This is a genomic window from uncultured Campylobacter sp. (assembly GCF_937959485.1).
In the GTDB taxonomy this organism is placed as follows: Bacteria; Campylobacterota; Campylobacteria; order Campylobacterales; family Campylobacteraceae; genus Campylobacter_B.
In genome coordinates, this window is sequence record NZ_CALGPY010000007.1 from 115,780 (window position 1) to 141,211 (window position 25,432).

At 46.9% G+C, this 25,432-nt stretch carries 23 protein-coding genes and 1 pseudogene; 16 read left to right on the forward strand and 8 right to left on the reverse strand.

Annotated elements, in window-relative coordinates:
* Window positions 1–4: 4 nt before the first annotated feature.
* The 4 genes from Q0380_RS06705 (at window position 5) to Q0380_RS06720 (ending at window position 3,702) form a co-directional block, all read left to right on the forward strand.
* Window positions 5–406, forward strand: a complete 402-nt coding sequence (locus Q0380_RS06705) for a hypothetical protein (protein ID WP_298961718.1) — start codon at window positions 5–7, stop codon at window positions 404–406.
* Between the two features lie 222 nt (window positions 407–628).
* Window positions 629–1,810, forward strand: a complete 1,182-nt coding sequence (gene trpB, locus Q0380_RS06710) for a tryptophan synthase subunit beta (RefSeq protein ID WP_298961721.1) — start codon at window positions 629–631, stop codon at window positions 1,808–1,810.
* The gene (gene trpA, locus Q0380_RS06715; RefSeq protein ID WP_298961723.1) at window positions 1,803–2,549 is read left to right on the forward strand and encodes a tryptophan synthase subunit alpha; all 747 of its coding nucleotides are present in this window, start codon (window positions 1,803–1,805) and stop codon (window positions 2,547–2,549) included. Before trpB ends, trpA begins: the two co-directional genes overlap by 8 nt.
* Window positions 2,550–2,559: 10 nt before the next feature.
* The gene (locus tag Q0380_RS06720) at window positions 2,560–3,702 is read left to right on the forward strand and encodes a hypothetical protein (RefSeq protein ID WP_298961728.1); all 1,143 of its coding nucleotides are present in this window, start codon (window positions 2,560–2,562) and stop codon (window positions 3,700–3,702) included.
* A 217-nt stretch (window positions 3,703–3,919) separates the two neighbouring features.
* Here the strand turns inward: Q0380_RS06720 and Q0380_RS06725 are convergent, their stop codons facing one another.
* Window positions 3,920–6,016 carry a TonB-dependent receptor gene (locus Q0380_RS06725; RefSeq protein ID WP_298961731.1) on the reverse strand — a complete coding sequence of 699 codons (2,097 nt, stop codon included), beginning with the start codon at window positions 6,014–6,016 and terminating at the stop codon, window positions 3,920–3,922.
* 479 nt (window positions 6,017–6,495) lie between these two features.
* On the opposite strand from Q0380_RS06725, the gene yedE reads away from it, so the two are divergent.
* From yedE to Q0380_RS06740, 3 genes are all read left to right on the forward strand, one after another.
* Complete coding sequence (gene yedE / locus Q0380_RS06730; RefSeq protein WP_298961734.1) at window positions 6,496–7,557, forward strand: YedE family putative selenium transporter; 1,062 nt, start codon at window positions 6,496–6,498, stop codon at window positions 7,555–7,557.
* Between the two features lie 226 nt (window positions 7,558–7,783).
* Complete coding sequence (locus tag Q0380_RS06735; protein WP_298961738.1) at window positions 7,784–8,155, forward strand: hypothetical protein; 372 nt, start codon at window positions 7,784–7,786, stop codon at window positions 8,153–8,155.
* On the forward strand, window positions 8,131–9,273 hold the full coding sequence (locus Q0380_RS06740) for a sulfatase-like hydrolase/transferase (protein WP_298961741.1): 1,143 nt from the start codon (window positions 8,131–8,133) through the stop codon (window positions 9,271–9,273). The genes Q0380_RS06735 and Q0380_RS06740 overlap by 25 nt, the downstream gene beginning before the upstream one ends.
* A 216-nt stretch (window positions 9,274–9,489) precedes the next feature.
* On the opposite strand, the gene Q0380_RS10495 is transcribed toward Q0380_RS06740, so the two are convergent.
* From Q0380_RS10495 to Q0380_RS06765, 5 genes are all read right to left on the reverse strand, one after another.
* A complete protein-coding gene (locus Q0380_RS10495; protein ID WP_314522050.1) occupies window positions 9,490–9,693 on the reverse strand; it encodes a hypothetical protein in 204 nt (67 codons plus the stop codon).
* 229 nt (window positions 9,694–9,922) lie between these two features.
* Entirely contained in the window at window positions 9,923–10,921 is a 999-nt protein-coding gene (locus tag Q0380_RS06750; RefSeq protein WP_298961743.1) for a glycosyl hydrolase, read from the reverse strand.
* A gap of 75 nt (window positions 10,922–10,996) precedes the next feature.
* A complete protein-coding gene (locus tag Q0380_RS06755) occupies window positions 10,997–11,590 on the reverse strand; it encodes a hypothetical protein (protein WP_298961746.1) in 594 nt (197 codons plus the stop codon).
* Between the two features lie 270 nt (window positions 11,591–11,860).
* Entirely contained in the window at window positions 11,861–12,073 is a 213-nt protein-coding gene (gene rpsU / locus Q0380_RS06760) for a 30S ribosomal protein S21 (RefSeq protein WP_005869392.1), read from the reverse strand.
* Between the two features lie 51 nt (window positions 12,074–12,124).
* Complete coding sequence (locus Q0380_RS06765; RefSeq protein WP_298961749.1) at window positions 12,125–12,757, reverse strand: hypothetical protein; 633 nt, start codon at window positions 12,755–12,757, stop codon at window positions 12,125–12,127.
* Window positions 12,758–12,928: 171 nt separating this feature from the next.
* Here Q0380_RS06765 and Q0380_RS06770 point away from each other — a divergent pair.
* The 5 genes and pseudogenes from Q0380_RS06770 to Q0380_RS06790 all read left to right on the forward strand — a co-directional run bounded on the left by Q0380_RS06770 (window position 12,929) and on the right by Q0380_RS06790 (window position 20,191).
* Window positions 12,929–15,241 (forward strand): annotated as a pseudogene (locus tag Q0380_RS06770) (ribonucleoside triphosphate reductase).
* Window positions 15,242–15,258: 17 nt separating this feature from the next.
* A complete protein-coding gene (locus Q0380_RS06775; RefSeq protein WP_298961752.1) occupies window positions 15,259–15,981 on the forward strand; it encodes an anaerobic ribonucleoside-triphosphate reductase activating protein in 723 nt (240 codons plus the stop codon).
* Between the two features lie 317 nt (window positions 15,982–16,298).
* The gene (locus Q0380_RS06780; protein WP_177387058.1) at window positions 16,299–17,321 is read left to right on the forward strand and encodes a ribonucleotide-diphosphate reductase subunit beta; all 1,023 of its coding nucleotides are present in this window, start codon (window positions 16,299–16,301) and stop codon (window positions 17,319–17,321) included.
* A gap of 279 nt (window positions 17,322–17,600) precedes the next feature.
* Window positions 17,601–18,236 (forward strand): protein-L-isoaspartate(D-aspartate) O-methyltransferase, encoded by a 636-nt coding sequence (locus Q0380_RS06785; RefSeq protein ID WP_297917640.1) that lies wholly within the window; start codon window positions 17,601–17,603, stop codon window positions 18,234–18,236.
* A gap of 152 nt (window positions 18,237–18,388) precedes the next feature.
* Window positions 18,389–20,191: a hypothetical protein gene (locus Q0380_RS06790; RefSeq protein ID WP_298961756.1), complete on the forward strand. Its 1,803-nt coding sequence runs from the start codon at window positions 18,389–18,391 to the stop codon at window positions 20,189–20,191.
* Window positions 20,192–20,624: 433 nt separating this feature from the next.
* On the opposite strand, the gene Q0380_RS06795 is transcribed toward Q0380_RS06790, so the two are convergent.
* Window positions 20,625–21,134 carry a molybdenum cofactor biosynthesis protein MoaE gene (locus Q0380_RS06795; protein ID WP_298961759.1) on the reverse strand — a complete coding sequence of 170 codons (510 nt, stop codon included), beginning with the start codon at window positions 21,132–21,134 and terminating at the stop codon, window positions 20,625–20,627.
* Window positions 21,135–21,149: 15 nt separating this feature from the next.
* On the reverse strand, window positions 21,150–21,371 hold the full coding sequence (locus tag Q0380_RS06800; RefSeq protein WP_298053384.1) for a MoaD/ThiS family protein: 222 nt from the start codon (window positions 21,369–21,371) through the stop codon (window positions 21,150–21,152).
* An 87-nt stretch (window positions 21,372–21,458) separates the two neighbouring features.
* On the opposite strand from Q0380_RS06800, the gene nspC reads away from it, so the two are divergent.
* The 4 genes from nspC (at window position 21,459) to selD (ending at window position 25,368) form a co-directional block, all read left to right on the forward strand.
* Window positions 21,459–22,613: a carboxynorspermidine decarboxylase gene (nspC, locus tag Q0380_RS06805; protein ID WP_298961762.1), complete on the forward strand. Its 1,155-nt coding sequence runs from the start codon at window positions 21,459–21,461 to the stop codon at window positions 22,611–22,613.
* Between the two features lie 95 nt (window positions 22,614–22,708).
* Complete coding sequence (locus Q0380_RS06810; protein ID WP_298961765.1) at window positions 22,709–23,668, forward strand: formate dehydrogenase subunit gamma; 960 nt, start codon at window positions 22,709–22,711, stop codon at window positions 23,666–23,668.
* Window positions 23,669–23,752: 84 nt separating this feature from the next.
* On the forward strand, window positions 23,753–24,349 hold the full coding sequence (gene yedF / locus Q0380_RS06815; protein ID WP_298961768.1) for a sulfurtransferase-like selenium metabolism protein YedF: 597 nt from the start codon (window positions 23,753–23,755) through the stop codon (window positions 24,347–24,349).
* Window positions 24,349–25,368, forward strand: coding sequence for a selenide, water dikinase SelD (gene selD / locus Q0380_RS06820; RefSeq protein WP_298961780.1), 1,020 nt, complete (start codon window positions 24,349–24,351; stop codon window positions 25,366–25,368). The genes yedF and selD overlap by 1 nt, the downstream gene beginning before the upstream one ends.
* Window positions 25,369–25,432: the final 64 nt, after the last annotated feature.

The following is a 25,432-nucleotide window of genomic DNA, read 5'->3' on the forward strand; positions in this document are numbered from 1 at the left end:
TAAAATGAAATTTTTAAGGCAATACAAAAACATTATCCTATTACCATTTTTGCTAATTATTTCATTTTTTGTTTTTCGTATGATTTATACGGAAATAATTAGCGAGTGCGCTCCAATGCGGCTTTTTTCAAAAAATTCTCTAAGTAATAGTGATTATGTTGAGTTAAAAGCAAAATGTATAAAAAAGGCTTTGGAAAATAACGATAATCACCTTATTATGCAGTATTTTAAAAGAGAAACGAGCGAGTGTCTTGAGATTATTGATGAACCGCCAAAAATCCCACATAATTTGATTAGGGTTAATAGCCTTGAAGAGTGGAAAAAATTAAGACTTACAGATACTGACAATATAATTTGCCCTATCGGTAATTCTAAAAAGAGCGATATTGGCAATGAAAGCAAATAAATTTATAAATTATTCAAATTCGCGGAGCCCAAGGCTACTCATTAAGTAAAACATTAGCCATAATTTGAATTGTAAATTTTAAAATTTACTATCTTGCGCCGTGCGTTTTTTTGTGACCGTATATCCGATAAATTTAGAAGAGCGCCGCAAAAGGTGCCGTCAAAAAAGCGAAATTTAACGCGAAATTTTATATAATCTTGCGATTTAATGTGAGGAGATAGGATGAATAAAAAGGCGTATTTCGGGAGTTTCGGCGGGCAGTTCGTGCCTGAGACGGCGATGTTTGCGCTCGAGGAGCTAGAGGATGCGTACAACACCATAGCGCAGACGAAGGAATTCAAAGATGAGCTGGGCTACTTGTTGCGCGAATATGCGGGGCGTCCGACGCCGCTATATCACGCCGTGCGCCTTAGCGAGCACTACGGGCATGAAATTTATCTAAAGCGCGAGGATCTTAATCATACGGGCGCTCATAAGATCAATAACGCCCTTGCGCAGGCGCTACTAGCTAAAAAGATGGGCAAAAAAAAGATCATCGCAGAAACCGGCGCTGGTCAGCACGGCGTGGCGACGGCGACGGCAGCGGCGCTATTTGGGCTTGAGTGCGACGTGTATATGGGCGAGACCGACGCCGCGCGCCAGCAGCTCAACGCCTTTAGGATGCAGCTTTTGGGTGCAAATTTAATCAAAATCGGCACCGGTTTAAAAACGCTCAAAGAGGCGACCACTGCGGCGATTCAGGCGTGGGTGAATGAGATCGAGAGCGTATTTTACGTCATCGGCTCGGCGGTCGGGCCGCATCCGTATCCTAAGATGGTTAGGGATTTTCAAAGCGTTATCGGCGCCGAGACCAAATCGCAGCTCGCAAGCAAGGGGATCAAGGCTGATTACGTCCTAGCCTGCGTAGGAGGCGGAAGTAATGCGATAGGAATTTTTAGCGCGTTCGTGGATGATCCTAACGTGCAACTCATCGGCGTCGAGGCGGGCGGCTTGGGCGCACAAACCCCTTATCACGCAGCGACCATCACTAACGGGCGCGCGGGCATCATCCACGGCATGAAAACGATCGTACTGCAGGATAAATTCGGCATGATCGAGCCTGTTCACAGCATCTCGGCGGGGCTTGATTATCCTGGAGTGGGCCCGGAGCACGCGCATCTGCACGAGATAAGTCGCGCAAAATACGAAGCGGTAACCGACGATGAGTGCATCACGGCGCTTAAACTGCTCTGTAGGCTTGAGGGTATCATCCCCGCGATCGAAAGCGCGCATGCGTTAGCGTATTTAGAAAAGCTCTGTCCGCAGTTAAAAGACAGAAAAACGATCGTCGTAAACGTAAGCGGCAGGGGCGATAAGGATATGGATACCGTGATGAACTACAAAAAAGGAACGATTTATGGATAAGATCAAAGCGGCCTTTGCCGGCAAAAAGGCGAACATCGGCTATATCGTGGCTGGCTATCCGAGCCCCGCGCACACGAAGGAGTTTTTGTCAAATTTAGATGAAAGCGCGATCGATCTGCTTGAGATTGGCATCCCGTATTCCGATCCACTCGCGGACGGTCCGGAAATTTTTAAAGCGAGCTTTTCCGCGGCGCAAAACGGCGTAAACGCGGAGAAGGTATTTGAAATTTTAAAAGGGGTGCAAACGCATAAGCCGCTCGTGTTTTTGGTCTATTACAACGTGATCTTTGCCTACGGCGCGCGCGAGTTTGTAGTGCAGGCGGCGCGCTACGGCATCAGCGGACTAATAATCCCCGATCTGCCGTATGAGGAAAATGAGGAAATTTTTGCGCTTTGCGAGGAGCTTGGTATCGCGCTCATCCCGCTTATCAGCGTTACGAGCGAGCACCGCGCCGCGCGAGTTTTGAGCCGCGCGCGAGGCTTCATCTACGGCGTGGGCGCTATCGGCGTGACCGGAAGCAAGCAAACTCCGATCTCGCGCCTAAAAAATATGGTCACAGATCTTAAAAAAATGAGCGATCTGCCCGTGGCGATCGGCTTTGGCATTCGCAACTCTAGCGACGTTCGCGCCACGAAAGAATACGCAGACGGCGCTATCATCGGCACTGCGATCGTAAATTTATGCGCGAACTACGGCGGGCGCGAGCTGCAAAATAAGATCGCCGAACTTTTTAATTAACGGAATAAGCATGAAAAAGATATTTTTGATTTTAATCGCAAATTTTTGCCTCGGCGCCAATCTGATGCAATACGATCTTTTCAACCACGACGACAGCGTCGACATCGCCTTGGCATTTGACTCCGCATACAAGCCCGATATTGTGCGCCGCGTCGATGGGCAGTCGATGAGTCTTATTTTAAAGGGGCTCGGCGGCGATGAGAAATTTAACGAGATGCGCACCAATCAAAAGGTCTTAAAAAGCTTTACGATTGCGCCCAAAGGCAAGGATATCGAGATCAACTTCCCCACAGGAGCCGATCTATCGGTCGATGCTCTTACTCAAGACGGCAATTTAAAGCTCATTTTACGCGTAAAAAACCCTGCTTTCGATCAGAGTAAGATGAGCGTCAAAAGTGAGGCGAATGAGACGGCACAAAGCGGTAGCAGCGGAGTTCCCGTGATGCCGATAATCGTAGCGTTACTGCTTGCGGCTGCGGCTTTCGTCGGTGTGCGAAAATTTTTATCACACAAGCCGCAAAAAAGTATCGACGAGACATGGCGGGTTTTTGAAGACGACGCTAGCATGGATAGCGCTGACGTGGACGAAGCGGGCATAGATGAAATTTTAAACGACTCATCTTTTAAAAATCAGAGCGGATCAAAGAACCCAAATTATTCTGACGCACAAGAGTTTGCTAAGAAAGATGAAGCCTCTGCTTTAAATTTAAAAAATTCTAACGACTCAAAAAACGTAGATAGCACAGATTTTTTAAGAGGCGAGAACGTGAGCGAAGAGAGCATGCGCGATAAATTTTACGATGAGATTGTGCGTGCCGAGCGTTCGGAAGCTATGGGGGCGGACGAAAACTATGAGAGCGCCGAGAATATAAGAGCAGCGGATAAAATTTCGCCGCTTAAAGTAGGCCCTGTCGAGAGCGGCACGATGGAATTTTGCGAGGGAGCAAAAGAAAGATCGGATACAAAAGAGCCCAAGGTTTCGGCATTTAGAAGCATTTTAGAAAATGAGCTGCTTGGCTCGGATACCGCAAGACCTAGCGACGTGCGAGTAGAGCTGGTGCGCGAGATCGATGAAAATAATGTTGCCGTAGTGCTAAGCTTCGCGGGCAAAAAACATCTAGTGGTGTTAAAAAGCTCCAACGCTATCGATTGATGAGGCATAGAATTTCGCAACTTGCGGGCTTTGCGACCCATAAAATTTTGCAATTTGTTAAATTTTAAAAATTTTGGAATTTTATAGCGCTAGAAATTTATGCCACATTTAAGCCTCATCGCCAAAAGATCGCGATGGGGCTTAAATTTAAAAAGAAAGAGGACACAAGCTCGGGTAAGTTTTAAAATTTAACCCGCGCCTCGCCGCAAAAATTAATCTAAAATCTTACTTCCAAATCGACGTAGAAATTTCGTCCAGCACCCACCGCCACAGTCTCGCGCGTGCGGTTTGCGTTGATATAATGCTTATCGAAAATATTATTTACGCCAAAGCTTACATCCGCGCCGTCAAGGGCCGGGATAATGCCGTTTTTGATCTTGTAGCTTCCTCTGAAATTTGCGATCGTGAAAGCTTTATCGACGTAAAAATATTCCGTTCTGCGAGCGAAATAGGAAGCAGGTTTGGAATGAGGCTTAAAATAGTGGCTTACCTCAAAACCTAAATTTAGATCGTGCAGAGGCGAGTAGAAGGCGTGTGCGCTTAGCTTTTTGGCGTGATTGTTTATGTTTTCGTGCGTCTTTTTATTGTAAATTCTAAGTCGCTCGAAGCTCGCGCCAAAATCAAAGTCCTGCGTTTGGTAGTTTGAGCTTAGCTCAAAACCATGCCTTTTGGCTTGATCGATATTTTGATACTGCCCGTATTGTTGCGAAAAGCCGCCCGGCGGCACGCCAAGATGTGGTAGCGGCTTAATGTCAATCATATCTTTGATATTGCCGTTAAAGTAGATAAATTTCATATTGAAGTGATCGTCGGTAAAAATTTGCTCTTTTTTAAAGCTAAATCCAAGCTCGTATTCCTTGACGGTTTCGGGCTTTAGATCGGGATTTGGGATGTAATAAAACCTTCGGTTGATCGGTCCTGCTTGCGACGTCTCATGCGGCGTAGGCGCGCGGAAGCTCTCGCTGTATCCCGCTAGAAGCGTGAAGCCCTCAATAGGCGCATAAGCGATCGCCGCTCGCGGAGAAAATCTCGAATCTTTAAATTTAGTCGATTTTGCCTTGATATTGCGATTAAATCGATCATACCTACCGCCTAGCGTAAGCTGCACATCGTCGCCAAAGCCGATGATATCTTGCGCGAAAAGGCCGTAGCTGTCGTATCTATTCGGAAAGGAGCCGAAGTTGGAGAGGTTGCGAACGCCGTTTTGGATAAAGATCGCATCCTCCTGGCGCCTTTCATAGTCACCGCCGTAGGCTAAGCTGTGATGCAAAAACGCCGTGTCGAATTCCGAAATGTTTTTGATTTCTAGACCCTTGCGATCATCCTTGTTTGCGTAGTTGCCGGTATCCGCGCCGTCAATATAGCCGCGTTTATACTCGGCTTTGCTTTCGTAGGCTTTGAAAGACATATCCACTAGCGGGTTTTGCGGCGTGAAATTCCAGTCAAAAACATAATCCCTTTGGCTTAAATTTCCATGTACGAAGAGATCTTCGTCGTTTTTCCATAGCGTCTGCCATAAGGTGTGTAATTTTTCGTCGTAATCAAAGGCGCTGAAGCTGATGCGATGATCGTCCAAATTTGCGCCGATTTTGAAAAACGCCGTATCGATATGCTCGTTATTGAAGGTCTTGTCGTAGCCCGGGGCGTAGTGCGTGCCGCCATCTGCAAGCTTGACGTTGCCGTAGCTCGCGCGCTTGCCGTAGAGCAAAACGTCGATCGGAATTTCTTCGCCCTTGCCGTAAATCGCGCCGCGCGTGCTATGCATATTGTTTGATTCAAGCCTCTGTCCTAGCATCAAGCCTACGTTTTTGCCGTCGTGTAGATAATCGCTCGCACTTTTTGTCTGCATATTTACGATACCGCCGATCGCACCCGAGCCGTGCAGCACCGATGAGGCGCCCTTTACGACCTCGACGCGCTTTAAGATGTCGCTATCGGTACGAAAAGATGAGATCATATTGGAGTAAATCCCTACGCTCCTGCGCACGCCGTCTTGCTTGATGATGACGCGCTCGTCACTTTGATATCCAAATCCGCGGATCTGAAACTGCCTGCCGATATGGCGCCCCATATCCATGCCGCCGTCGACGCCCGGGATCCGCATGATCGAATCGATCACGTTGGTTTTGGCTTTCAAATCATTTTCGGTTAAAATTCCGACCGAGCCCGCGTATTTGAGATTATCGACCGCGCTCACCGTCGCTTGCACGACGATTTGACCCAGATCTTGCGACTTCGTGGCGTTGTTTTCGGCCGCATTTGCTCCGCCTATCGCGCCTATCGCAAGCGGCACCAATAAAATTTGCTTTTTCATGCCTCGACCTTTGAAATAAAATTGAAATACATTATTATATATCTACACACTTAAATAAGGTTGAAATTTAATTTCAAAAACATTTGAAATTCGTTATTATTGGCGGTAAGTATGCGCCCCGTCTGAGCCGCTTGCGCGCTTTGACTGCGTATTGCTTGTACTTTATCGCGCCGCTTCTGCGCCTGGACTCCGCTTACGTCAGTTTGTATCGTGTTTCGTCTGACCGTCTCTGCGCCATGGCTTCTCGTTGCGATCCGTCTGCGCCGAAATCGAGCGGCTAAATTCGACACTTCTATCGCAGCAAAGAGTCTAAATTTAAACGCCCGCGATTTGCTTGCGTTTAAATTTAGCGGCCGCCCGCGCGATTTTAAAATTTAGCTTTTCGCAAATTCAGATCGGAATTTATTTACTTTTTATTTTACAAAGGATAAAATCGCGCCTAAGAGATCGGTCGATCTAAATTATTTCAGGACTTTTTCATGAATAACGTTAAATGGTACATCATCGCAGGCGCCGTGTTAGGCGTGCTAGGTGCGACGCTAGTGCATTTCGGAAACCCGGGCAATATGGGCGTTTGCGTCGCTTGCTTTTTGCGCGACACCACCGGCGCGCTGGGCTTTCACCGAGCTGCCGCAGTACAATACATCCGCCCGGAGATCATAGGGCTCGTGTTCGGCGGCTTTTTAGCAAGCGTGCTTTGGACGCGCGAGTTTGCACCGGTTACCGGCAGCTCGCCGTTTGCGAAATTTTTCCTAGGGATTTTCGCGATGATCGGCTGCCTTGTATTTTTGGGATGTCCGTGGCGCGCGTTTTTGCGCCTAGGCGGCGGCGATTTGACCGCGCTAGCCGGGTTAGCGGGTCTGATCTGCGGCGTACTCATTGGGTTTTTGCTTAAAAAGCGCGGCTATGAGGCGAGCAAAGAGGCAAGACTTAGCGGCGCGATCGGAATTCTGCCCGTGTTACTGGGCGCTGCGCTGCTTGCGGCCTTGGTTTTCGGACTCAAAACGGGCGAGGGCGGCGCGCTTTTTATCTCCGCCAAAGGCCCCGGCGCGCAACACGCTGCGGTAGGCATCTCGCTGGCTGCGGGCATTATCGTGGGCGCGGTGATGCATAGAAGCAAATTTTGCAGCGTCGGCGCGTTCGGTAGAATTTTTCGCGGTGATTTCTCGATGTTTTGGGGCGTACTAAGCGTTATCGCGTTTGCAAGCATCGCAAATATCGCGTTTGGGCAATACAAACTCGGCTTTGAAGGCCAGCCTATCGCACATAACGACTTCGTTTGGAATTTCTTAGGCATGGTGCTCGCAGGACTTTGCTTCAGCCTCAGCGAGGGCTGCCCGGGCAAGCATCTAGTGCAGGCCGGCACGGGAAATTTAAGCTCGGGCATATTCGTCATCGGCATGGCGGCGGGCGCTGCGGTCGCGCACAATTTCTTGCTCGCAAGCTCGGCTAAAGGCATCACAGAGTTCGCTCCTTACGCGGTCGCGATCGGTTTTGTTTTTGCGCTTTACGTGGGGATTTTTCAAAGGCGCGTCGGCTAACGCAGACGTTAGCAGAACTTGGCTCGGTTCGCTGTCATATCGCTCTCGGTGTAACGGCAAACACATGCTTTAATTGCAAAATTATATACGGTGAAATTTAAAATCGCCGTATAAAATTTTGTGCCGCTATAACTTTAAAAAGTAATTTTTGTGCCTGCGTTAGTAAATTTTAAAGTCATTCTTGCTAGACTATGCATTAAATTTTGCTAAATTTAAGGTTGTTTTTTTGGAATTTACTACAATTTTTTCGGTTTTGTTTTTTGCTATTTCGCTGATTTTTGCAGCATTTTTGTCGAATAGAACTTTTAAAATTGCTGTGGGCATAATTGCACTAATTTATATTTTTGCACTTTGCTTCGATTTGTTGCTATTTTTCGTTTTTGGAAAGCATTTCGGACTATTTGTGATAACATTTTTTCGTACCTCTATAGAAGGCGCTCCGATTGTAAGTTTTGCGCGTGAAATTGCGATTTTGGTGATGATTTGCGTAGCGATCATATTACTTAGTATAATTATTACCGTACGCATTTTGCATTTTCGTCATAGCTCAAAGCTTGGTATTTTATTTATGCCATGTATTTTAACAGCCTTTTTTTAAATCCTTTTTACGATGCAGCTAGAGAATATTATCTACAACTGAATCCGCCCGTAGAAGCGATTAAGAAGCAGGTTTATCCGTATCTAGCCATTCCACATCCCAAGGCTCCGATAAAGCGTAAAAATATTGTCTATATTTTTTTAGAGAGTTTTGATCGCGCCTATACTGACGAAAGAAATTTTGCCAAACTTACACCACATCTAAATGCACTCAAAAATCGTATAGATTTTTCTGAAATACACCAAGTAGTAGATACTGGTTTTACTATTAAAGGGCTGTTTGGTTCACACTGCGCTGCAAATTATACGTTTGCATCTGCCAAAGATATGGCTTCTGAAAATTTTACTAAAAATATTGTCTGCGCTAGCGAAATTTTACACTCTTTGGGATACCATACCTATTTTATAAAGGGCGCTGACTTAAATTTTCAGGGTACTAGAGGCTTTTTGCGTCAAAGAGATTATGACGAAATTAAGGGGAGAGACGAAATTTTAGCCGTGGATCCATCGGTTCATACTAACGAATGGGGTGTGGATGACGATGATATGCTTCGTGTGGCATGGAATGATTTTGAGCGTCTAAACAAAGTAGGTAGGCCGTTTTTGTTCTCACTTCTCACGATTGGTACGCACACTCCAAGTGGATTTATCCCGCGCTCATGTGAAGGGCTGGAATATAATGAAAATGCCGTGCCAATGCTACGCGCGGTGCATTGCAGTAACCTATTAGTGAGTAAATTTATTGAGCAAATCCGCTCAAGTCCATATGCAGCGAACACAATCATTGTACTGCAAAATGATCATCCGCTATTTTATAAAAATGCTATAGATGGTGGCTTTGGCGATGGACTTAAAGACGAGCGGGACTTATTTGTGATACTGGATGATGATTTGGATGGAGAGTTCGAGATCAAAAAGCGTGGTACCTCGTTCGATACTTTTACAACTGTGCTTGGGTATTTAGGAATCTTGGATGAGATGAATTTCGGCAGAAACCTGCTCTCGCGCGAGAGCTTACCATTTGATGCCGATGATGAATTCTTTGTAAACGCAAGTAGAATTTTACCCAAGCTTTCTTATGACAAAGCGGTACGAGCACAGCAAGAGTCTAGCAAATAGACTCATTTTTGTCACCTCAAATAGTATAAACGGATATAAAACTCCCTCGTTTTAATCCTTGCCGATTGCGATTTGCATTTGAGGCATTTATTTGCAACAATCATGGAATTTTGTAAATATAAGAGCTCTATATTATGTATCTAGCTAGCCGTGATATCGTAAAATTATGTTTATATTGCACCGCAAATTCGCTTTTACTAAGCGTAGCATACAGATTTAACACTTATTGCGTTTAACTGACAAGATGGATCTTGGCACTGTAACCCGACCAAAATCAGCCATATCTGCTTTTTGGCAGCTGCCGCATACTTTTAGCGCCACACCACCGCAATATAGCTCCTTTAGTTTGGCTACCAGATCAATGTCGTAATTCCCCGGTTTTTCGGTACTATCTCTTACGAGATCGACCGCGTCATTCATAAGAAAAATTCTTACCTCCTCGCCTTTTTATGCAGGCTGTCCGCTAGCCTCAATGCGTTGTAGGCGTTGTCCGAGCCGTTATACGGCTGATTTGCCAGGATTAGTAGGATTTTCATTTTGCGCTCCTCCGTTTAAAATTTTATTGAAAAGAATTTTATATCAAAGCGAGTTTGCATTGCCTTAAATTTAAGCTCGGGGATCGGAATGGTTAAATTTAGTTTTTATCGGTTTAATTTTTCTCGCGACGAGCTTCATTTATAGCTTCGATTAGGCTTTGCAGCAGCTCGTCTGCAGCTTTCGCTTTATCGCGCGCGCCGCGATTTTTGCCGTTTGAGGCGCCTGCTTCGGCGCCCTTTACGCAGTCTTGCACGAAATACCACCAAAAATACCCGCCCACGTAGTTTTGCACGTAGCGCGGCATCGTATAATACCGCCTCATCATCGCCTTTTTGCTAGCCTGCGTAGCGTCCGCCGCCGTGTTTCCGCACTCGCCGATGCCAAGCTTTGAAGCGGGGAAAGTGCTTTGCAGATTGGTAAAAATTTTGCTCCAATCAGGCGCAAAACCCTCGTTGTCATCCTCATAGTAACTTACGAAAAGATAATCCAGTCCCTCTTTCATATCCTGCGGCACGAATTTTCGCAGCCACTCACGCATCTGCGTTTTCTGCGCTCCGCTCGGCGTATAATACGCCGTAAGCGCCGTCTTGGCGCCCTTTTTGTGGATGAGCTCGAAGGCCGCGATCATCTTAGCGGCGATGAAATTCGCATCGTCCCCGAGCCACCCCTCGCCGTTTATTTCGTTGCCGATCTCCCAGATCTGCACGTAGGGCGCGAGCGCGGCGAAGGCGTCCGCAAACCTCTTTTCGTAACTTTTCACGCTTTTGTACGAGCTCATCTCGTAGGAGTCCACGGGGCAGGCCATCACGTACGAAACCTCGCTAAGCCGCCTAAAAAGAGGCTCGTACTCGCGCGGACTAATTTCTTTTGACATTACGACGCGTACGGTGGGTTTTGCGGGTAGGGTTTGCAGGGCACGCACGATGCTCTGCAGCTTCGCGCCCGAGGCGTCTTGCACGTCCTCGTACCAGCCGTCGTCGATCGTAACGCCCCAGATGAAGTCAGATTTAAAATTTTGTTTTGAAATTTTATTTGGATTTTCGCCGTAAAGTACGCCGCAAAACAGCGCCCCGCAAAACAGCGCGAGAAATATGTGTTTGAAATAGACCATGGCTTGCTCCTTGATTTGAAATTTTAAAAATTAGCTCTTTGCTGGTCTTTTCACAACCGATCAAGCAATCAAAATTTATCTCTTGCCTCTAAGATCATAAGAATAATACGAACGAGAAAAACCCTCTACGCTGAATATAGCAAAAGCATTAAGTGCAAGAGCCGCTAAGCTTAGTAACACCGTAGCAGGCAGTGAAAAGCGCGCCAAAAACGCATTTACAATAGCTGCAAGTACAAGCGCGATAAAGCAATATGAAAATATCGCAACTCCGCTAGTATCGGCAAGCTCCTGATAAAATCTATAAAAAAACAGAAACGATGCGATGAATCCCAATGCAAGTAGTATCTGAGCGATGATGCCGCCTGCTAAAAATATAAATAACAATACGCCTATAAATATCGCCGCAAAGGCAATGGCTACGTTGCGCAAAAGGCTGCGGCTTGCGGTAAGTTTAGAGATATTATAAATGCTAAAGATAAAAAGCACGAATGCCGCTGCGCTTAGTAGCACTCCTAATCCGCCGTAAATTCCTAATAGCAATAGCACCAGTTCGGCTATAGCTTTTAAGGCGCAGGCCGCGATGAAGGTGTATTTGATGAGTGCTACTTCTTTTTCTTGCGGGTTTGAGGGCTGCTGATCTTGAGTGTGCAGGTAGTCGTTTAAATCCATATTCGCTCCTTGAAATTTATACAAAAGTATATCTAAAAAACGAATAGGTAAAGATAAATTTCAAAATTTAGCGGCTCGCCGGCGGATATGTCGTATAAAGCAGGCGCCGCACAAAGGCGGGTAAATTTAAGAGGTAAATTTTAAAATTTAGATCGGAATTTTGGCGCTGGCGCGGCGGATAAATTTTTAAGCGGGCTGTAAATTTAAAAAGATTTGAGGTAAATTTCGCGCAGATCTGCAAATTTAAAATCCGCAAATCCGCGCAAACTGCTACAAGCGGGACTCGTAGCGACGTAGCGTATAAAGGCGCTTAAGCATCTTCTTGCGAGCGGAAATCTTTTGCTTTTTGCGGACTTCCGTCATCGGCTCGAAAAATCTTCGCGCGCGCACCTCGGTAACGACTAGGTTACGATCGGTTTGCTTTTTAAAGCGTCTGTAAGCTTCGTCGAATGATTCGTTCGGATATACCTTTACTCCAGGCACTTTCCTCACCGCCTTTCAAAAAAATAAATCGTAAGTTTAGCGAAAAATTCTTTAAATTTGCTTTTGAAGCTCTCTTTTGTATTTCCACACGCTCTTTTTGCTCTGCGTATCGATGAGGGAAAGCTCTAAAAATAGGCTCTCGCTTGCTTGTACGGTAGAATTTTTAGATGCAGAATTTAAGCTTTTTGCTTTTTTAGATCCTGCCTTACCGTCGTTTGCCATAGCGGGGCTTTGCGGTAAAATTTTACCTACTAAGATGTAATCCGGCGCGTAGATCGAGCCGCTTTCTACGGCGTGATAGCCACGGCTTACGCCATCGTTGCTAAATACGAGTTCGTCTTTACTTGGGGCGTCTGTGACGACTGCTTTGCCTGAATGCAGCAGCGAAATTCTAATTTTTTTGCTCAAAAATTCCGCATCCACGCCGTGCACGTTTGTCCCGTCCAGCGGTTCGATGCCGACGACGCTGAATCTACCGCCTTTTTTGCCGACTATGCGCTTCGAGAGCAGATCAGCGATGCTTTCGCCTGCGATGCGCTCCAGATACGCGTTTGGATACCCAGCGTGGTCGATGCCTCCTGCAAGTGCCGAATTATCCGTGCTTTTAGAGCCTTTAAGCGCAGCACAGCCCGCTAAAAAGGCACACAGCAAGAGCACGAAAAAACTTATTTTAAAATTTTTCATAGCATTTCCAAATTTTATAAGATAAACTCCGCGATTATAGCGAGATTTGGTTAAATTTCGTTTTTTATAAGCAAAATTTGTAACGGATATTCCGCTCGTTCCTTTAATTTTGAGTTAAAGATTCCTTGATATACTTTCTGCCAATTTATTCAGAAAATTCTCGGGGTGCTTATGAAAAAAATCATTAAAAGAGACGGAAGTTTTCAAGAATTTCAATCCTACAAAATAAAAGATGCTATCAAAAAAGCCTACAAAAGCGTGGGTAGCGAGTTTGACGAAAAAGTCTTTGATAATGTAATGGGCGCGATCGTTTTTAAAGAGAAATTAAGCGTCGAAGATATCCAAGATCTCATCGAGAAAAAGCTCTTTGAAGCGGGCGATTTCGCCGTTTTGAAAAGCTTCATGATCTACCGCCACACGCACAAGATGCAGCGTGAGCACATTTTGGGGCTTGAGGAGGATACGACTTACATCAACTGCACTCAGACGGTCAATGAATATATCAGCAAGCAGGATTGGCGAATTTTAGCAAATTCCAACACTAGCTACTCAAACGCAGGCCTGATAAATAACACCGCCGGCAAGGTCATCGCAAACTACTGGCTAGATAAAATTTACTCTCGCGAGGAGGGTGCGGCACACCGAAACGGCGACTATCATATCCACGATCTGGACTGCCTTACGGCGTATTGCGCGGGCTGGAGCCTGCGCGTGCTTCTAAACGAGGGTTTTAACGGCGTGCGCGGCAGGGTCGAGAGCAAGGCGCCGAAGCATTTCCGCGAAGCGCTGTATCAGATGGCTAATTTCCTTGGAATTTTACAAAGCGAGTGGGCGGGCGCGCAGGCGTTTAGTAGCTTTGATACATATCTGGCGCCATACGTTTTCCGCGATAAATTAAGCGACGATGAGGTCAAAAAGGCGATCACTAGCTTCGTGTTCAACCTAAACGTCCCGGCGCGCTGGGGTCAAAGCCCATTTACCAACGTCACCATCGATATGACCTGCCCGGATGATCTAAAAACGCAAATCCCTACGCACAACAACGAGCATCTATTTAAAAATTTGCACGACGAGGAGCTTTTGGCCGAGGCTAAAAGGCGCGGCAAGGACTCGCTCGAGGCTTTGACTTACGGCGATTTCGAGCCTGAGATGAACCGCATCGTGATTGCATTTTACGAGGTTTTAACGACGGGCGATAAGTGCGGTCAGCCCTTTACCTTCCCGATTCCTACGGTAAATTTAACGGAGGAGTTTGATTGGGATACGCCTGCGGCTGACGCGGTATTTGAAAACACCGCCAAAGTAGGCTCAAGCTATTTTCAAAATTTTATCGGCTCGCAATATATCACGAACGAAAATGGCGAGCGCGTACCCAATCCAAAGGCGTATAAACCTGGCGCCGTACGCTCGATGTGTTGCCGCTTGCAGCTTGATCTGCGCGAGCTTCTTAAGCGCGGCGGAGGACTTTTCGGAAGCGCGGAGATGACGGGAAGCATCGGCGTCGTAACGATAAATTTAGCCCGCCTAGGCTATCTATATAAAAATAACGAAGAGGCGCTGTATGCGAGGCTGGACGAGCTTTTAGAGCTTGCCAAATCGACGCTTGAGAAAAAGAGAAAATTTGTTACCGAGATGTTCGAGCGCGGCTTGTATCCATATACGAAGCGCTATCTGCCGGGCTTTAATAACCATTTCAGTACCATCGGTATCAACGGCGCAAACGAGATGATCCGAAATTTCAGCGGTAACAAAGAAGATATTACGACGGAATTCGGGCGTAAATTTGCCCTTAAAATGGTTGAGTATCTGCGCGAGAAGATCCGCTCGTTTCAGGAGCAGACCGGAAATTTATATAATCTCGAAGCCACGCCTGCCGAGGGCACGACGTATCGCTTCGCCAAAGAGGATAAGAAGCGCTACGCAGATATCATCCAAGCGGGATTTGATAAAAACATATACTACACCAATTCGACGCAGCTTCCGGCAAATTTCGGAAGCGATCCGTTCGAGGCGCTGGCGATGCAGGACGAGCTGCAAAGCTCCTATACAGGCGGCACGGTGCTGCATCTGTATATGAAGGAGCGCATCAGCTCGGCTCAGGCGTGCAAACAGCTCGTAAAAAGCGTAGTGCAAAACTACAAGCTTCCTTATATCACGATTACGCCGATTTTCAGCGTCTGTCATAAGCACGGCTACATCAGCGGCGAGCATGAATACTGCCCGAAATGCGACGAGGAGCTGCTCGCGGAATACAAAGCCAAGCAGAGCAAGGGCGCTTAAATAGCGATTTAAATTTTAATCTTAATGAAAGGATGGAGAATGGAATTTCCAAAAGAGTTAGAAGCAAAACGCACAAAATGCGTCGTTTACACAAGAGTAATGGGCTATTTACGCCCAGTAGAGAGCTTTAATATCGGAAAGAAGGGCGAACACAAAGAGCGCGTCTTTTTTGAAGAGAAAAAAGACAAAAAGCAGATCGCCTAGTCGCCGCTACCGGCCAAATGCAACAAACGCATACGAAGCCGCCGCAAGCCTTAAACCTGCGTAACGCGCAGATTTACGAGATCACGCCGTTTACGATGCTTGATTTTCCTGATCACATCGCCGCGATCGCGTGGTTTTGCGGCTGCAATATGCGTTGCAATTACTGCTACAACCCTCAAATCGTTACTTCACGGGGTAAAATTTCAAACGAAGAGTTTCTGCGCTTTTTGGATGTGCGCGCGGGCAAGCTTCAGGGCATCGTATTTAGCGGCGGCGAATGCACCTGTGCGAGCGATTTTATCCCGCTGGCGCACGAAGTTAAGCAGCGCGGCTTTTTGCTCAAGGTTGATACCAACGGCTCAAATCCGCAAAAGATCGAAGATGCGCTAAGCCTAGGGCTGATCGATTATATAGCGCTTGATTTTAAGGCGCCGCGGCAGGATTTTGAGCTCATTACAAAGTCAAATTTATATGATAGATTTCTGCAAACTCTTAGGCTTTTGCTGCGGCAAAATTTTAAATTTGAGGTGCGAACGACCGTGCATGCCGATTTTTTAAACGAAGCGAAGGTCGAGCAGATGGCGCAAATTTTATGGAGCGAGGGCTACCGCGGCGTCTATTATCTACAAAACTTCCTGCCCACCGGCGATAATTTCGGCAATTTAAGCGCGCCGCTTGCAAGCTTTGATCCGAGCAAAATTCGTACCGATCTAAAGATCGAACTTCGAAATTTTGATTAAATTTACGCTGCCGCGCGCGTCTTACCGCGATGAACGCGATGAAATTTTTCTAGCGCGCATTGTCCGGCATATATTGCGCCGCGATAAATTTCGCCTTACGGGAAGCTTTAAAATTTAGTGCACCTCTGCTTGCTATGTTTAAATTTCGCTCCGCTTGCGGCGTAAAATTCTATGTTTATCAAGGGCTTTAAATTTTATACCGCGTAAATTTAACTTCGCGCTAAATTTCACGCCGTGTAGCCATTGCCGCTTCAAAACAAAAGGTAAATTTAGCTTGCTTTGGCTAAAATACGCCGAAATTTTTAAAAAGGCAAAAAATGGATAGGAAAAAAATCTACAACCCCTTCTCCGACGAGACGCTTACCGATCGCAAGGTCTTCGGCGGCAATCCGCAGGGTATTTTAAATTTTACCAAGGCGAAATATCAATGGGCGCTGAAACTTTGGGATCTAATGGAGGCCAACACCTGGTTTCCTAAAGAGGTCGATACCACGGACGACGTGCGCGATTATAACTTCAATCTCACAAGCGCCGAGAAGCGGATGTACGATCTCGTGTGGAGCCAGCTGATATCGATGGATAGCTTTCAGACCAACAATCTCGCCGATAATATCAACCCCTACATCACGGCTCCGGAGATTAACGCAGTGCTCGCGCGCCAAGCCTACGAGGAGGCCAACCACAGCAAATCCTACGCCGTCATGGTCGAGGCGATCTGTGAGAACACCGATCTCATTTACGAGATGGAGAAGCACGACGATATGCTCCGCAGGAAAAACGACTATATCTCAAGCGTCTATGAGGAGCTTGCGGGCGAGGTTAGCGATGATAAGCTGCTGCTAGCGATGGTGGCGAATCAAATTTTAGAGGGGATCTATTTTTATAGCGGCTTTACCTCGATCTATGCGCTTGCTCGTGCGGGCAAGATGCTAGGCAGCGCGCAGATGATCCGCTTCATACAGCGCGACGAGATCACGCATCTACTGCTATTTCAAAACATGATAAATTCCGTCCGTAAGGAGCGCGCCGATCTGTTTAACAAACGCAACGTGGATAAAATTTACGAGATGTTCGAGACGGCGGGAAACTTAGAGATCGATTGGGGCAAATACATCACGGATAATCAAATAATGGGCTTTACGGACGATATCATCGAAGAATACATCCACTACCTGGTCGATCAGCGCCTGCTTGCCATCGGGCTTGAGAAGCGATACGGCGCGAAACATCCGATAAAATGGGTCGATGATTTTTCTAAATTTAACGATCAAAAGAGCAATTTTTTCGAGAGCAAAGTCACGAACTACAGCAAAGGAAGTTTGAGTTTCGATGATTTTTAGCGGATTTTGCGGTTTGAAATTTAGAGCCGTCGCATCTCGGTACGGATATTTTGCAGATACTTATCCGGTGCGGTACGGGCATGTGATGAGCGCAGAAAGCGTATTACCTGCAAAATTTTTAAAATTTAGCCGCGCTATGTACCGAAATGCGGCGTATGCTTTTTCGGTGCAGCGCGAACGCTTTGGCGGTATTTTTAAAAATTTTATAGACCCCGAATTTAAGCGAAGCGAAAATTTCCGCGGCTTTAAATTCGAAGCGAGTTCAATCGGGAGCGCGCTATGGTCTCGCTAGAGCGGCTTCGTTGCGAAAAGATGGCAAACGACATCGCCGAGCAGGTGAGTTTAAATCCGGCGCTTTTTGAGGCGTTTTGCAGCGTCGCTAGAAGCGAGTTCGCCCCGCTCGGCGCGCACGCTTTCAGCCTTAACGCGCAGCCCATTTTAGCCAGCCAGTGGATCAGCTCGCCGCTGACGGTCGCGCGCATGACGATGGCGCTAAGCGTGGATCCGAAGGTCGAGAAAATTTTAGAGATCGGCTGCGGTAGCGGCTATCAAGCGGCGATTTTAAGTAGGATGGTGCACCGCGTCTTTGCCGTAGAGCGCGTCGAGCGGCTGGTGGGCGAGGCGAAAAGACACTTTGCAAATCTCGGGATTTCAAATATCAGCCTGCGCCACGACGACGGTAACGCGGGATGGAAAAATTTCGCCCCTTTTGATAGGATCTTGCTTTCCGCGTGCGCCGAGCGTATCGACGAGCGGCTATTTGCACAGCTGGCAATCGGCGGAATTTTGGTTGCTCCGATGAATAGAGGCGGCTCGCAAAAGATCGTTAGATTTAATAAAATTTCGCCAAGCGAGATCAAAGAAGAGGAGCTCGGCGCCTGCGAGTTCGTCCCGCTGGTGCAGGGTCGCGGATAGATCTAGCGCGCAGTAAATTTTAAAATTTCCTACCGCCCGGGCGCGTAAATTTAATAAAATTTGCTTTCAGCTCCGTCGCGAGATCAGAGTTTTATTAATTATTTATTTAAATTCAAGTACAATACACAATTTTAATCTTTCAAGGATGAGTCATGCAAGATTTTAGCAAGGAAAAGATAGAGTCGCTGGTCGCCAGCTGGAAAAATCACAACAAAAACCAATTCTGGCTTAAAAAACAAACCGCGATTTCAAAGTATTTAGGCGAGATCAAGCGCTGCTTGGCGAGCTTTGATGAGACCGAGAATGAGTTTTTGCAAACTTTATATATAAATCTTAGCGACGGCAATCTTAGAAGCTGCAAAATTTTATCTTTGGGCGAGAAGTTCGCGCACGCCGAGTATTTCTTTATGGATCAGTTTTTTGATTCCAATATCAGCGCGTTTTATTACGATTTCGCTTTTAAAGACCGCATCGTCGGCAAAAAGGAGTTGTTTCCTAAAAATGCCGTAAAAAGCGTAGATAGCGTGCTTAGCGGCGAGGATAAAAACATCGTATCGCTTTATGTTTTTATTGAAAATATCGTTAAAAATTTCAATAGCTATTCGCAGGAGCGCACCGCTCGCGATATTTTCAAACAAAAGCTAGTCAATTTTTACGACGAGCTTTACAGACTTCTTACGGCGGTGGATAGCGCTTTGGCGATCGATTTTTTCGACGTGGCGCTACATAATCAGCCCTTCGTATTGATGGAATTTTTAAAATCCGCGATAAATGCCGATAATTTCTATCTGATCGACAGCTACCTTAGCGACGACGGGATGCTAAATTTAGGGCTTGCCGAGGGCGGCGATTTCGCGCAAATTTCGCGCGAGAAGCTCTATCTGCTAGCCAGCATATTTGCGCAGTGCAACGACGAGTTTCCGACGCTCGTTTATCGCGATGAAACCGCGCAAATTCTATCCTTGCTCTACGACGAAAAGGTTGAAATTTTTGAAGAATTTTACGAGGTGAGCTCGCGATTTATCGCGGAATTTACCCCGTATCCGCAGGATGTCGTGGGCGCGGCTAGGATCGTGTATTCGTCGCTATTTTTCGAATACGTCAAAAACTACAAAAGCGAAGAGGTCGCTAAAAATACGATATTTTACGGCGCGATCGGCACCGGCAAAACTCGCAGGCTGCGATCTTTGATCACCGAAAAGAAACTTGCGGCGAAAAATTTCCGCTACGTTTGCCTGCACGAAGGCTTCGAATACCGTGATTTTATCGACGGATTTTACGGTGAAAGCTTCATTAGCGGCGAGTTTAAGGCGCTTTGCAAGGAGGCGCTAAACGATCCGAAGGGCGAGTATTATTTTCTGATCGACAATGCAAGTGCCGCGAGTTTGGATAAAATTTTAGGCGAGGCCGCGGTGCTTTTGGATCGCCGCTACGACGAGGAAGACGAGCTTTCGCTGATCCGCACGAAAAACTCTCACGTAATCGACGGCTTTGAAGAGGGCGAGAAAGCGCGCGCCAGCGTCGTTTTAAAGGACGGCCGCTCATATTTTGCGGTGCCTAAAAATTTATACGTCCTATGCACTCTAAATGAGCACAAATGCGTTTCGCCGTCGATTGCAAAGGCGTTTAGATGGATCAGATGCGAGTGCGATTACGGCGCGCTTGAGGATTATTTAAGAGATCGCGAGATCGTAAATGCAAGCGCGGTCGTTGCGGTTTGCAAGGCGCTGAATAAGTTTATCACCGATGAGGCAAAGGGCCTGGGTGCGATCGGGCACGGCGTATTTATGGGGCTAGCGCGCTATCAAAACAATGCGCAGATCATGCAGGAGGGGCTAAACGGCTTTTTTGCCGAGGTGCTTGAACCGATCTTTAGGTGCGCAGCAAGTGGCGAAGATACCGCTGCGAGCCTTGGTGAGCGTATCGCTGAAGCTAAGGACGTGTTTAAATTTTAGTCGCCGCTTACTGGAGATGGCTATTTGCAATGAAATTTTAAAATTTTATTGCACTGCGTTTCATTTTTGCTCGCGGATATGGCGCGCGAAATTGGGTTTAAATTTTATTTTACGCCGCGCGGGTTTACAAGACGATTATAGCGCCATTTTATTTGCTGTGCAGCGCATCGACTGGATTGATTAATTTGCTATAAATTTAGACTTAAAATTTTAATCCTCGCTCGACCATACTTATCGGAGCGCAGGGGCAGGATTAGAGTAAATTTTGATCTTTAAATTTAGCCTCAGCCGCTAAATTTACACAAAATCTTTATTTTGAAATTCTGCAGTATTTTCTAAGCGGAATTTTGCTTGTCGGCGCAATCGCCGTTTTGATTAAATTTAATTGAATCGAAGCAGGCCTGTGGGGCTAAGACGGCGCGTGCTTTTAAATTTAACCCAAAAGCCCTGCGCCTTTTACCCTCTGCGAGCGATCCGCCGCGTAGATCCTCTTCCCGCCTACTACTTTGCCGCCCTCGATTTTACCGCCCTTTACGTCGTATTTCCAGATCGGCGCAGCCGCCTTGAAATCCTCCACAAACTCGTTTATGAGCGCCAGAGCGACCTTGCGCTGCGGGCTTACGACGCCTGCGACGTAGGAACTTTCATGGATCGGCACGCCCCCGTTTGAATGTGCAAAAAGAACGAATGCGCCCTGTGCCGCAGCCTTTTGCTGCCACGCTTCAAACCACGTCCGCAAAATCGGCTCGTAGATATCGAAGCTCAGCGCGCAGATGCCGCCCTCTTCGCGCACGATGCCCACAAAAGTGATGAACGCGCCGCAATTTGCGTCCTTAAATTTAGCGTACCAGCGCGATAAAATCGCATCTACGTCCAAGCCGCCCTCATAAATTTCGGGCTTAGTCCCGCTTAAAATTTCTTGGTTAAATTTAGCCTCGCTCATCGCCGCCTCCTAGGCTTAGCCGCCGCAAACGGGAGGCAAAAGGCTCACGCGATCGCCGGATTTGAGCGCAAAATTCGCATCATAAACCATCTTATCATTTACCGCTACGGCGCAGTTTGCGAGCCACTCGCGCAAGCCTTCGTCCTTTTGCAGCTCCGCTTTTACCTCTTGCAGGGAGCTTGCGTTTAGGCGCAGGGGCTCGCGCCCGATCGGCCCTAAAAATTCTACCTCTACCATTTTTGTCCTTTTTTAAAGATTGGGCGATTTTAACCAAAAATTCATAAAATTTTATATAATTGCGTAAAAATTTAATGAGGAAAAACGATGAAAATCGATGAAATTTCGACCCCCGCTTACGTATGCGAGGAGCAAAAACTGGTAAAAAATTTAGAAATTTTACGCGGCGTAGGCGAGCGAAGCGGCGCAAAAATTCTATGTGCGCTAAAAGGCTTTGCGTTTAGCTTCGCGATGCCTTACGTTGACAAGTACCTCCGGGGTGCGACTTGCAGCGGTCTGCATGAGGCGAAATTTGCCGCGGAATTTATCAAAAACGGCGAAATTCACACATACTCGCCCGCGTTCAAAGAGGATGATTTGGATGAAATTTTAAAAATTTCAAATCACGTCGTATTCAATAGCGCCACGCAGTGGCAAAAATACCGCACAAAAGCGCTTGCTGCGGGAGCATCGTGCGGACTGCGGCTAAATCCGCAGACCTCCTTCGCGCCCAAAGACACTTACAATCCGTGCGGCAGCTTTAGCAGGCTCGGGATGAGCCTTGAAGCGCTGCAGCGGGCGATCTTGCAAGACGGCGAGTTTCTGCGCGGCATCTCGGGGCTGCATTTTCACGCGCTGTGCGAAGAAAGCGCTCAGAGCCTAGAGCGGGTGCTTGAGGTTTTCGAGGCGAAATTCGGCAAGTATTTTAGAGCCCTAAAGTGGTTAAATTTCGGCGGCGGGCATCATATCACGCGCGCAGGCTACGACGTGGAGCTGCTGATAAATTTAATTAAAAAATTTCGCGAAAAATACGAGGTCGAAATTTATCTTGAGCCCGGCGAGGCGGTCGGCTGGGAGTGCGGATATTTGGTCGCTAGCGTGCTTGATATAGTAGAAAACGACGCTAAAATCGCTATTTTAGACGCTTCCGCTGAAGCTCATATGCCCGATACCGTGCTGATGCCGTATCGTCCTGCGGTGCGCGGCGAGAGCGAGAGCGGTAAATTTAGCTATCGTTTCGGCGGGAATACCTGCCTCGCAGGCGACGTCGTGGGGCTTGAGAGCGGATGGCCCGAGTATAAATTTGACGCGCCGCTAAACATCGGCGATCGGGTGATTTTCGAGGATCAGATCCACTACACGATCGTGAAAAATACGACCTTTAACGGCATTAAGCTGCCAGATCTCGTCTTGGTAGATGAGCGCGGAGAGGTTTTGGCAATCAAAAAATTCGGCTACGACGAGTATGCGAGGCGAAACTAGCGCCGCACTTAATGCAAAAATGTAATTTTGCTTTGTAAGAAAATTTTTTGCAAAAAATGATATAATCGGCTTAAATTTTATATCTAAGGAAATCCATGAAAAGATTGTTTCTCGCGCTTTTCGCCTGTATTTATGCGCAGGCCGAAGAGAAAAAATATGCCGATATTGTGCAGGGAAATAGCGATGTTTGGGGCAATGCAAGGCTTGAAAACATCGATAGCTACGGCAACGGCTTCGGCCCGATTTTTCTGCAATTTCAAGGACATCTGCAAAGCTCGGGCTTTTTTGCGTGGCTGGCGCTGGGCGCGGTTTTGGGCGTAATCATAGCTTTTATTGGGCACTACGCGATCATAGGGCCGAAGCACTTCGATCATCACGCGGGCAAGCCGATCTACGCATTTAATAAATTTGAGCGACTATACCATCTTGTAGCGGCCGTGGCATGGGCGATCTTGGTTCCGACAGGCTTGATTATGATGTTTGGCGAAGAATTCGGCGGCGGCGCTTTCGTGAGATTTTGTAAAAACGCTCACGGACTAGCTACGATAGCGTTTGCAATCTCCGTCGTGCCGATGTTTTTACTATGGTTTTGGCGCATGCTGCCGCGAGCTTACGATATCAGATGGATGATGATCGTGGGCGGCTATTTAAGCAAAAAGAAGCGCACGATCCCTGCGGGTAAATTTAACGCAGGCCAAAAGGCGTGGTTTTGGGTCGCTACTTTAGGCGGCATAGTGATGATAGCTACGGGCGCGTCGATGTTTTTCCTAGACTACGATATCCCGGCGATGAGAAGTGCGCTAGGTATGAGCCAGATCGAAATTTTAAGAGCAAGCGCGATTATTCATAATTTTTTGGGCGCGGTCTGCGCGGTATTTTTGCTTGTGCATATCTATATGGCGGTCTTTGCGATCAGCGGCGCCATCCACTCGATGATCGACGGACACAAGCCGGAGGAGGAAGTTTACGTACTTCACCACTACTGGTATCGCGAGCTGCTCGATAAAGGGCAGATCGCTAAATCGCAATTTGAAGCGAAGTACCCGCGCTTATAACTTGGGTAAATTTTATGCGGGCCTGCTTGCGCGCGGCTCGCATTAGCTTTGAGGTTCAAAGAATTTTATTTTTAAGGATTACATATGCAACTAGATTGTCGCAATTTAAATTGCCCGGAGCCGCTTTTACGCACTAAAAAAGCCCTCGGCGAGCTAAAAATCGGAGAGAGTTTAGAAATTTTAGTAAACGACGTAGCGCCTCGTGAAAACATAAAACGCTTTTTGGCTAAAAACGGCTTTGAGGCGCGAATTTCACAAGCGGGCGCCGATACACTTATAAAAACCGTAAAAACGGACGAGCTGAAAGATGAAAATATCGACGATATTTATTGTGACGTCACGGTGCCAAAAAGAGGCAAGGTGATATTTCTAAACGAGGAGCAGTGCGGAAGCGGCCCGATCGGAAAGAGTCTACTTGCTAAATTTTTAGGCGCGGCGCTAAGCTTAGACGAAAAGCCAGTGAAGGTGATCTGCGTAAACAACGCCGTGCTTATAACTACGAACCGCGGCCACGAATGCTTTGAGGCAATCAAAAAGCTAAACGAAGCGGGAGCTGAAATTTTAAGCTGCGGAAGCTGTCTGGAGGGCTACAAACTGGTCGATAAGCTCGCGATCGGCGAGATTTCAAACGCATACGAAATCATGGACGTCCTATCGAAATACGAAGTAATCAAACTATGATCTACAGAGATTTTAACCTCACGAAATTTATTGCAGCCGCCGGTTGAGCCGCCAAGCTTGACCCGGCGGGTCTAACCGAAAATCTTGGAAATTTAATCGAGCCCAATGTAAACCTGCTTTCGTCAACCTGCAGCAACGAAGATGCGAGCGTATTTCGCATAAGCGACGATCTTGCACTCGTGCAGACGCTCGATTTTATCACCCCTTTAGTGGACGATCCGTTTGTCTTCGGACAGATCGCGGCGGCAAACTCCCTAAGCGACGTATTTGCGATGGGCGGCGAAGTGATAAACGCCCTAAACATCGTGGGTTTTGACGATTGTCATTTCTCAAACGAAATTCTGCGCGAAATTCTGCGCGGCGGCAAAGATAAGATCAAAGAGTGCGGAGGGGTCTTGGTGGGCGGCCACACCATCTCTACCCCCGAAATTTATTATGGACTTAGCGTTACGGGGCGGGTGAATCCGCGTAAATTTTGGAGCAATAACACTGCGCGCGAAGGCGATCTGCTGATCCTAACAAAACCCCTCGGTACGGGCATTATCGCTACGGCTATAAAGGCGAAATTTCTTAAATTTGAAGAATTTCGTGACGCGATAGAGAGCATGATTTTGTTAAATTTTTATGCCGTGGGTGCGCTAGCAGGCTTAAAAATACATGCCGCAACCGACGTAACGGGCTTTGGGCTGCTCGGACACGCGCTTGAAATGATAAACGGGAACGTGAGTTTTAAAATTTATCCTAGCAAAATTCCGCTTTTAAAAAGCGCCCTCAGATGCCTTGATGAGGGGCTGATCCCCGCCGGAAGCTATAAAAATTTAAAATTTATCGCGCCTGGTGTCGATTCCGAGCCGGACATAACGCTTTGCGACGCACAAACCAGCGGCGGACTTCTGCTTGCCGTAGCGGAAAAGGACGCGGCGCGAGCGCTTGTAAATTTAAAAAACGCAGGCTACGCTAGTAGCGCTATCATCGGCGAAGTTATAGCACATGCCGAACATAAAATTTATTTAGTTTAAAATCTTTCCTATTCAGCCCCCTTTAAGCATCACTCTTGTATAATCACAATTCTGTTTCGCACCG

What these genes read in the sequence shown, in the direction of transcription:
- Q0380_RS06705 (WP_298961718.1), top strand. Translation starts at nt 5, where the DNA reads ATGAAATTTTTAAGGCAATACAAAAACATTATCCTATTACCATTTTTG.
- trpB (WP_298961721.1), top strand. Translation starts at nt 629, where the DNA reads ATGAATAAAAAGGCGTATTTCGGGAGTTTCGGCGGGCAGTTCGTGCCT.
- trpA (WP_298961723.1), top strand. Translation starts at nt 1,803, where the DNA reads ATGGATAAGATCAAAGCGGCCTTTGCCGGCAAAAAGGCGAACATCGGC.
- Q0380_RS06720 (WP_298961728.1), top strand. Translation starts at nt 2,560, where the DNA reads ATGAAAAAGATATTTTTGATTTTAATCGCAAATTTTTGCCTCGGCGCC.
- Q0380_RS06725 (WP_298961731.1), bottom strand. Translation starts at nt 6,016, where the DNA reads ATGAAAAAGCAAATTTTATTGGTGCCGCTTGCGATAGGCGCGATAGGC.
- yedE (WP_298961734.1), top strand. Translation starts at nt 6,496, where the DNA reads ATGAATAACGTTAAATGGTACATCATCGCAGGCGCCGTGTTAGGCGTG.
- Q0380_RS06740 (WP_298961741.1), top strand. Translation starts at nt 8,131, where the DNA reads ATGTATTTTAACAGCCTTTTTTTAAATCCTTTTTACGATGCAGCTAGA.
- Q0380_RS10495 (WP_314522050.1), bottom strand. Translation starts at nt 9,693, where the DNA reads ATGAATGACGCGGTCGATCTCGTAAGAGATAGTACCGAAAAACCGGGG.
- Q0380_RS06750 (WP_298961743.1), bottom strand. Translation starts at nt 10,921, where the DNA reads ATGGTCTATTTCAAACACATATTTCTCGCGCTGTTTTGCGGGGCGCTG.
- Q0380_RS06755 (WP_298961746.1), bottom strand. Translation starts at nt 11,590, where the DNA reads ATGGATTTAAACGACTACCTGCACACTCAAGATCAGCAGCCCTCAAAC.
- Q0380_RS06765 (WP_298961749.1), bottom strand. Translation starts at nt 12,757, where the DNA reads ATGAAAAATTTTAAAATAAGTTTTTTCGTGCTCTTGCTGTGTGCCTTT.
- Q0380_RS06775 (WP_298961752.1), top strand. Translation starts at nt 15,259, where the DNA reads ATGCAACAAACGCATACGAAGCCGCCGCAAGCCTTAAACCTGCGTAAC.
- Q0380_RS06780 (WP_177387058.1), top strand. Translation starts at nt 16,299, where the DNA reads ATGGATAGGAAAAAAATCTACAACCCCTTCTCCGACGAGACGCTTACC.
- Q0380_RS06785 (WP_297917640.1), top strand. Translation starts at nt 17,601, where the DNA reads ATGGTCTCGCTAGAGCGGCTTCGTTGCGAAAAGATGGCAAACGACATC.
- Q0380_RS06790 (WP_298961756.1), top strand. Translation starts at nt 18,389, where the DNA reads ATGCAAGATTTTAGCAAGGAAAAGATAGAGTCGCTGGTCGCCAGCTGG.
- Q0380_RS06795 (WP_298961759.1), bottom strand. Translation starts at nt 21,134, where the DNA reads ATGAGCGAGGCTAAATTTAACCAAGAAATTTTAAGCGGGACTAAGCCC.
- Q0380_RS06800 (WP_298053384.1), bottom strand. Translation starts at nt 21,371, where the DNA reads ATGGTAGAGGTAGAATTTTTAGGGCCGATCGGGCGCGAGCCCCTGCGC.
- nspC (WP_298961762.1), top strand. Translation starts at nt 21,459, where the DNA reads ATGAAAATCGATGAAATTTCGACCCCCGCTTACGTATGCGAGGAGCAA.
- Q0380_RS06810 (WP_298961765.1), top strand. Translation starts at nt 22,709, where the DNA reads ATGAAAAGATTGTTTCTCGCGCTTTTCGCCTGTATTTATGCGCAGGCC.
- yedF (WP_298961768.1), top strand. Translation starts at nt 23,753, where the DNA reads ATGCAACTAGATTGTCGCAATTTAAATTGCCCGGAGCCGCTTTTACGC.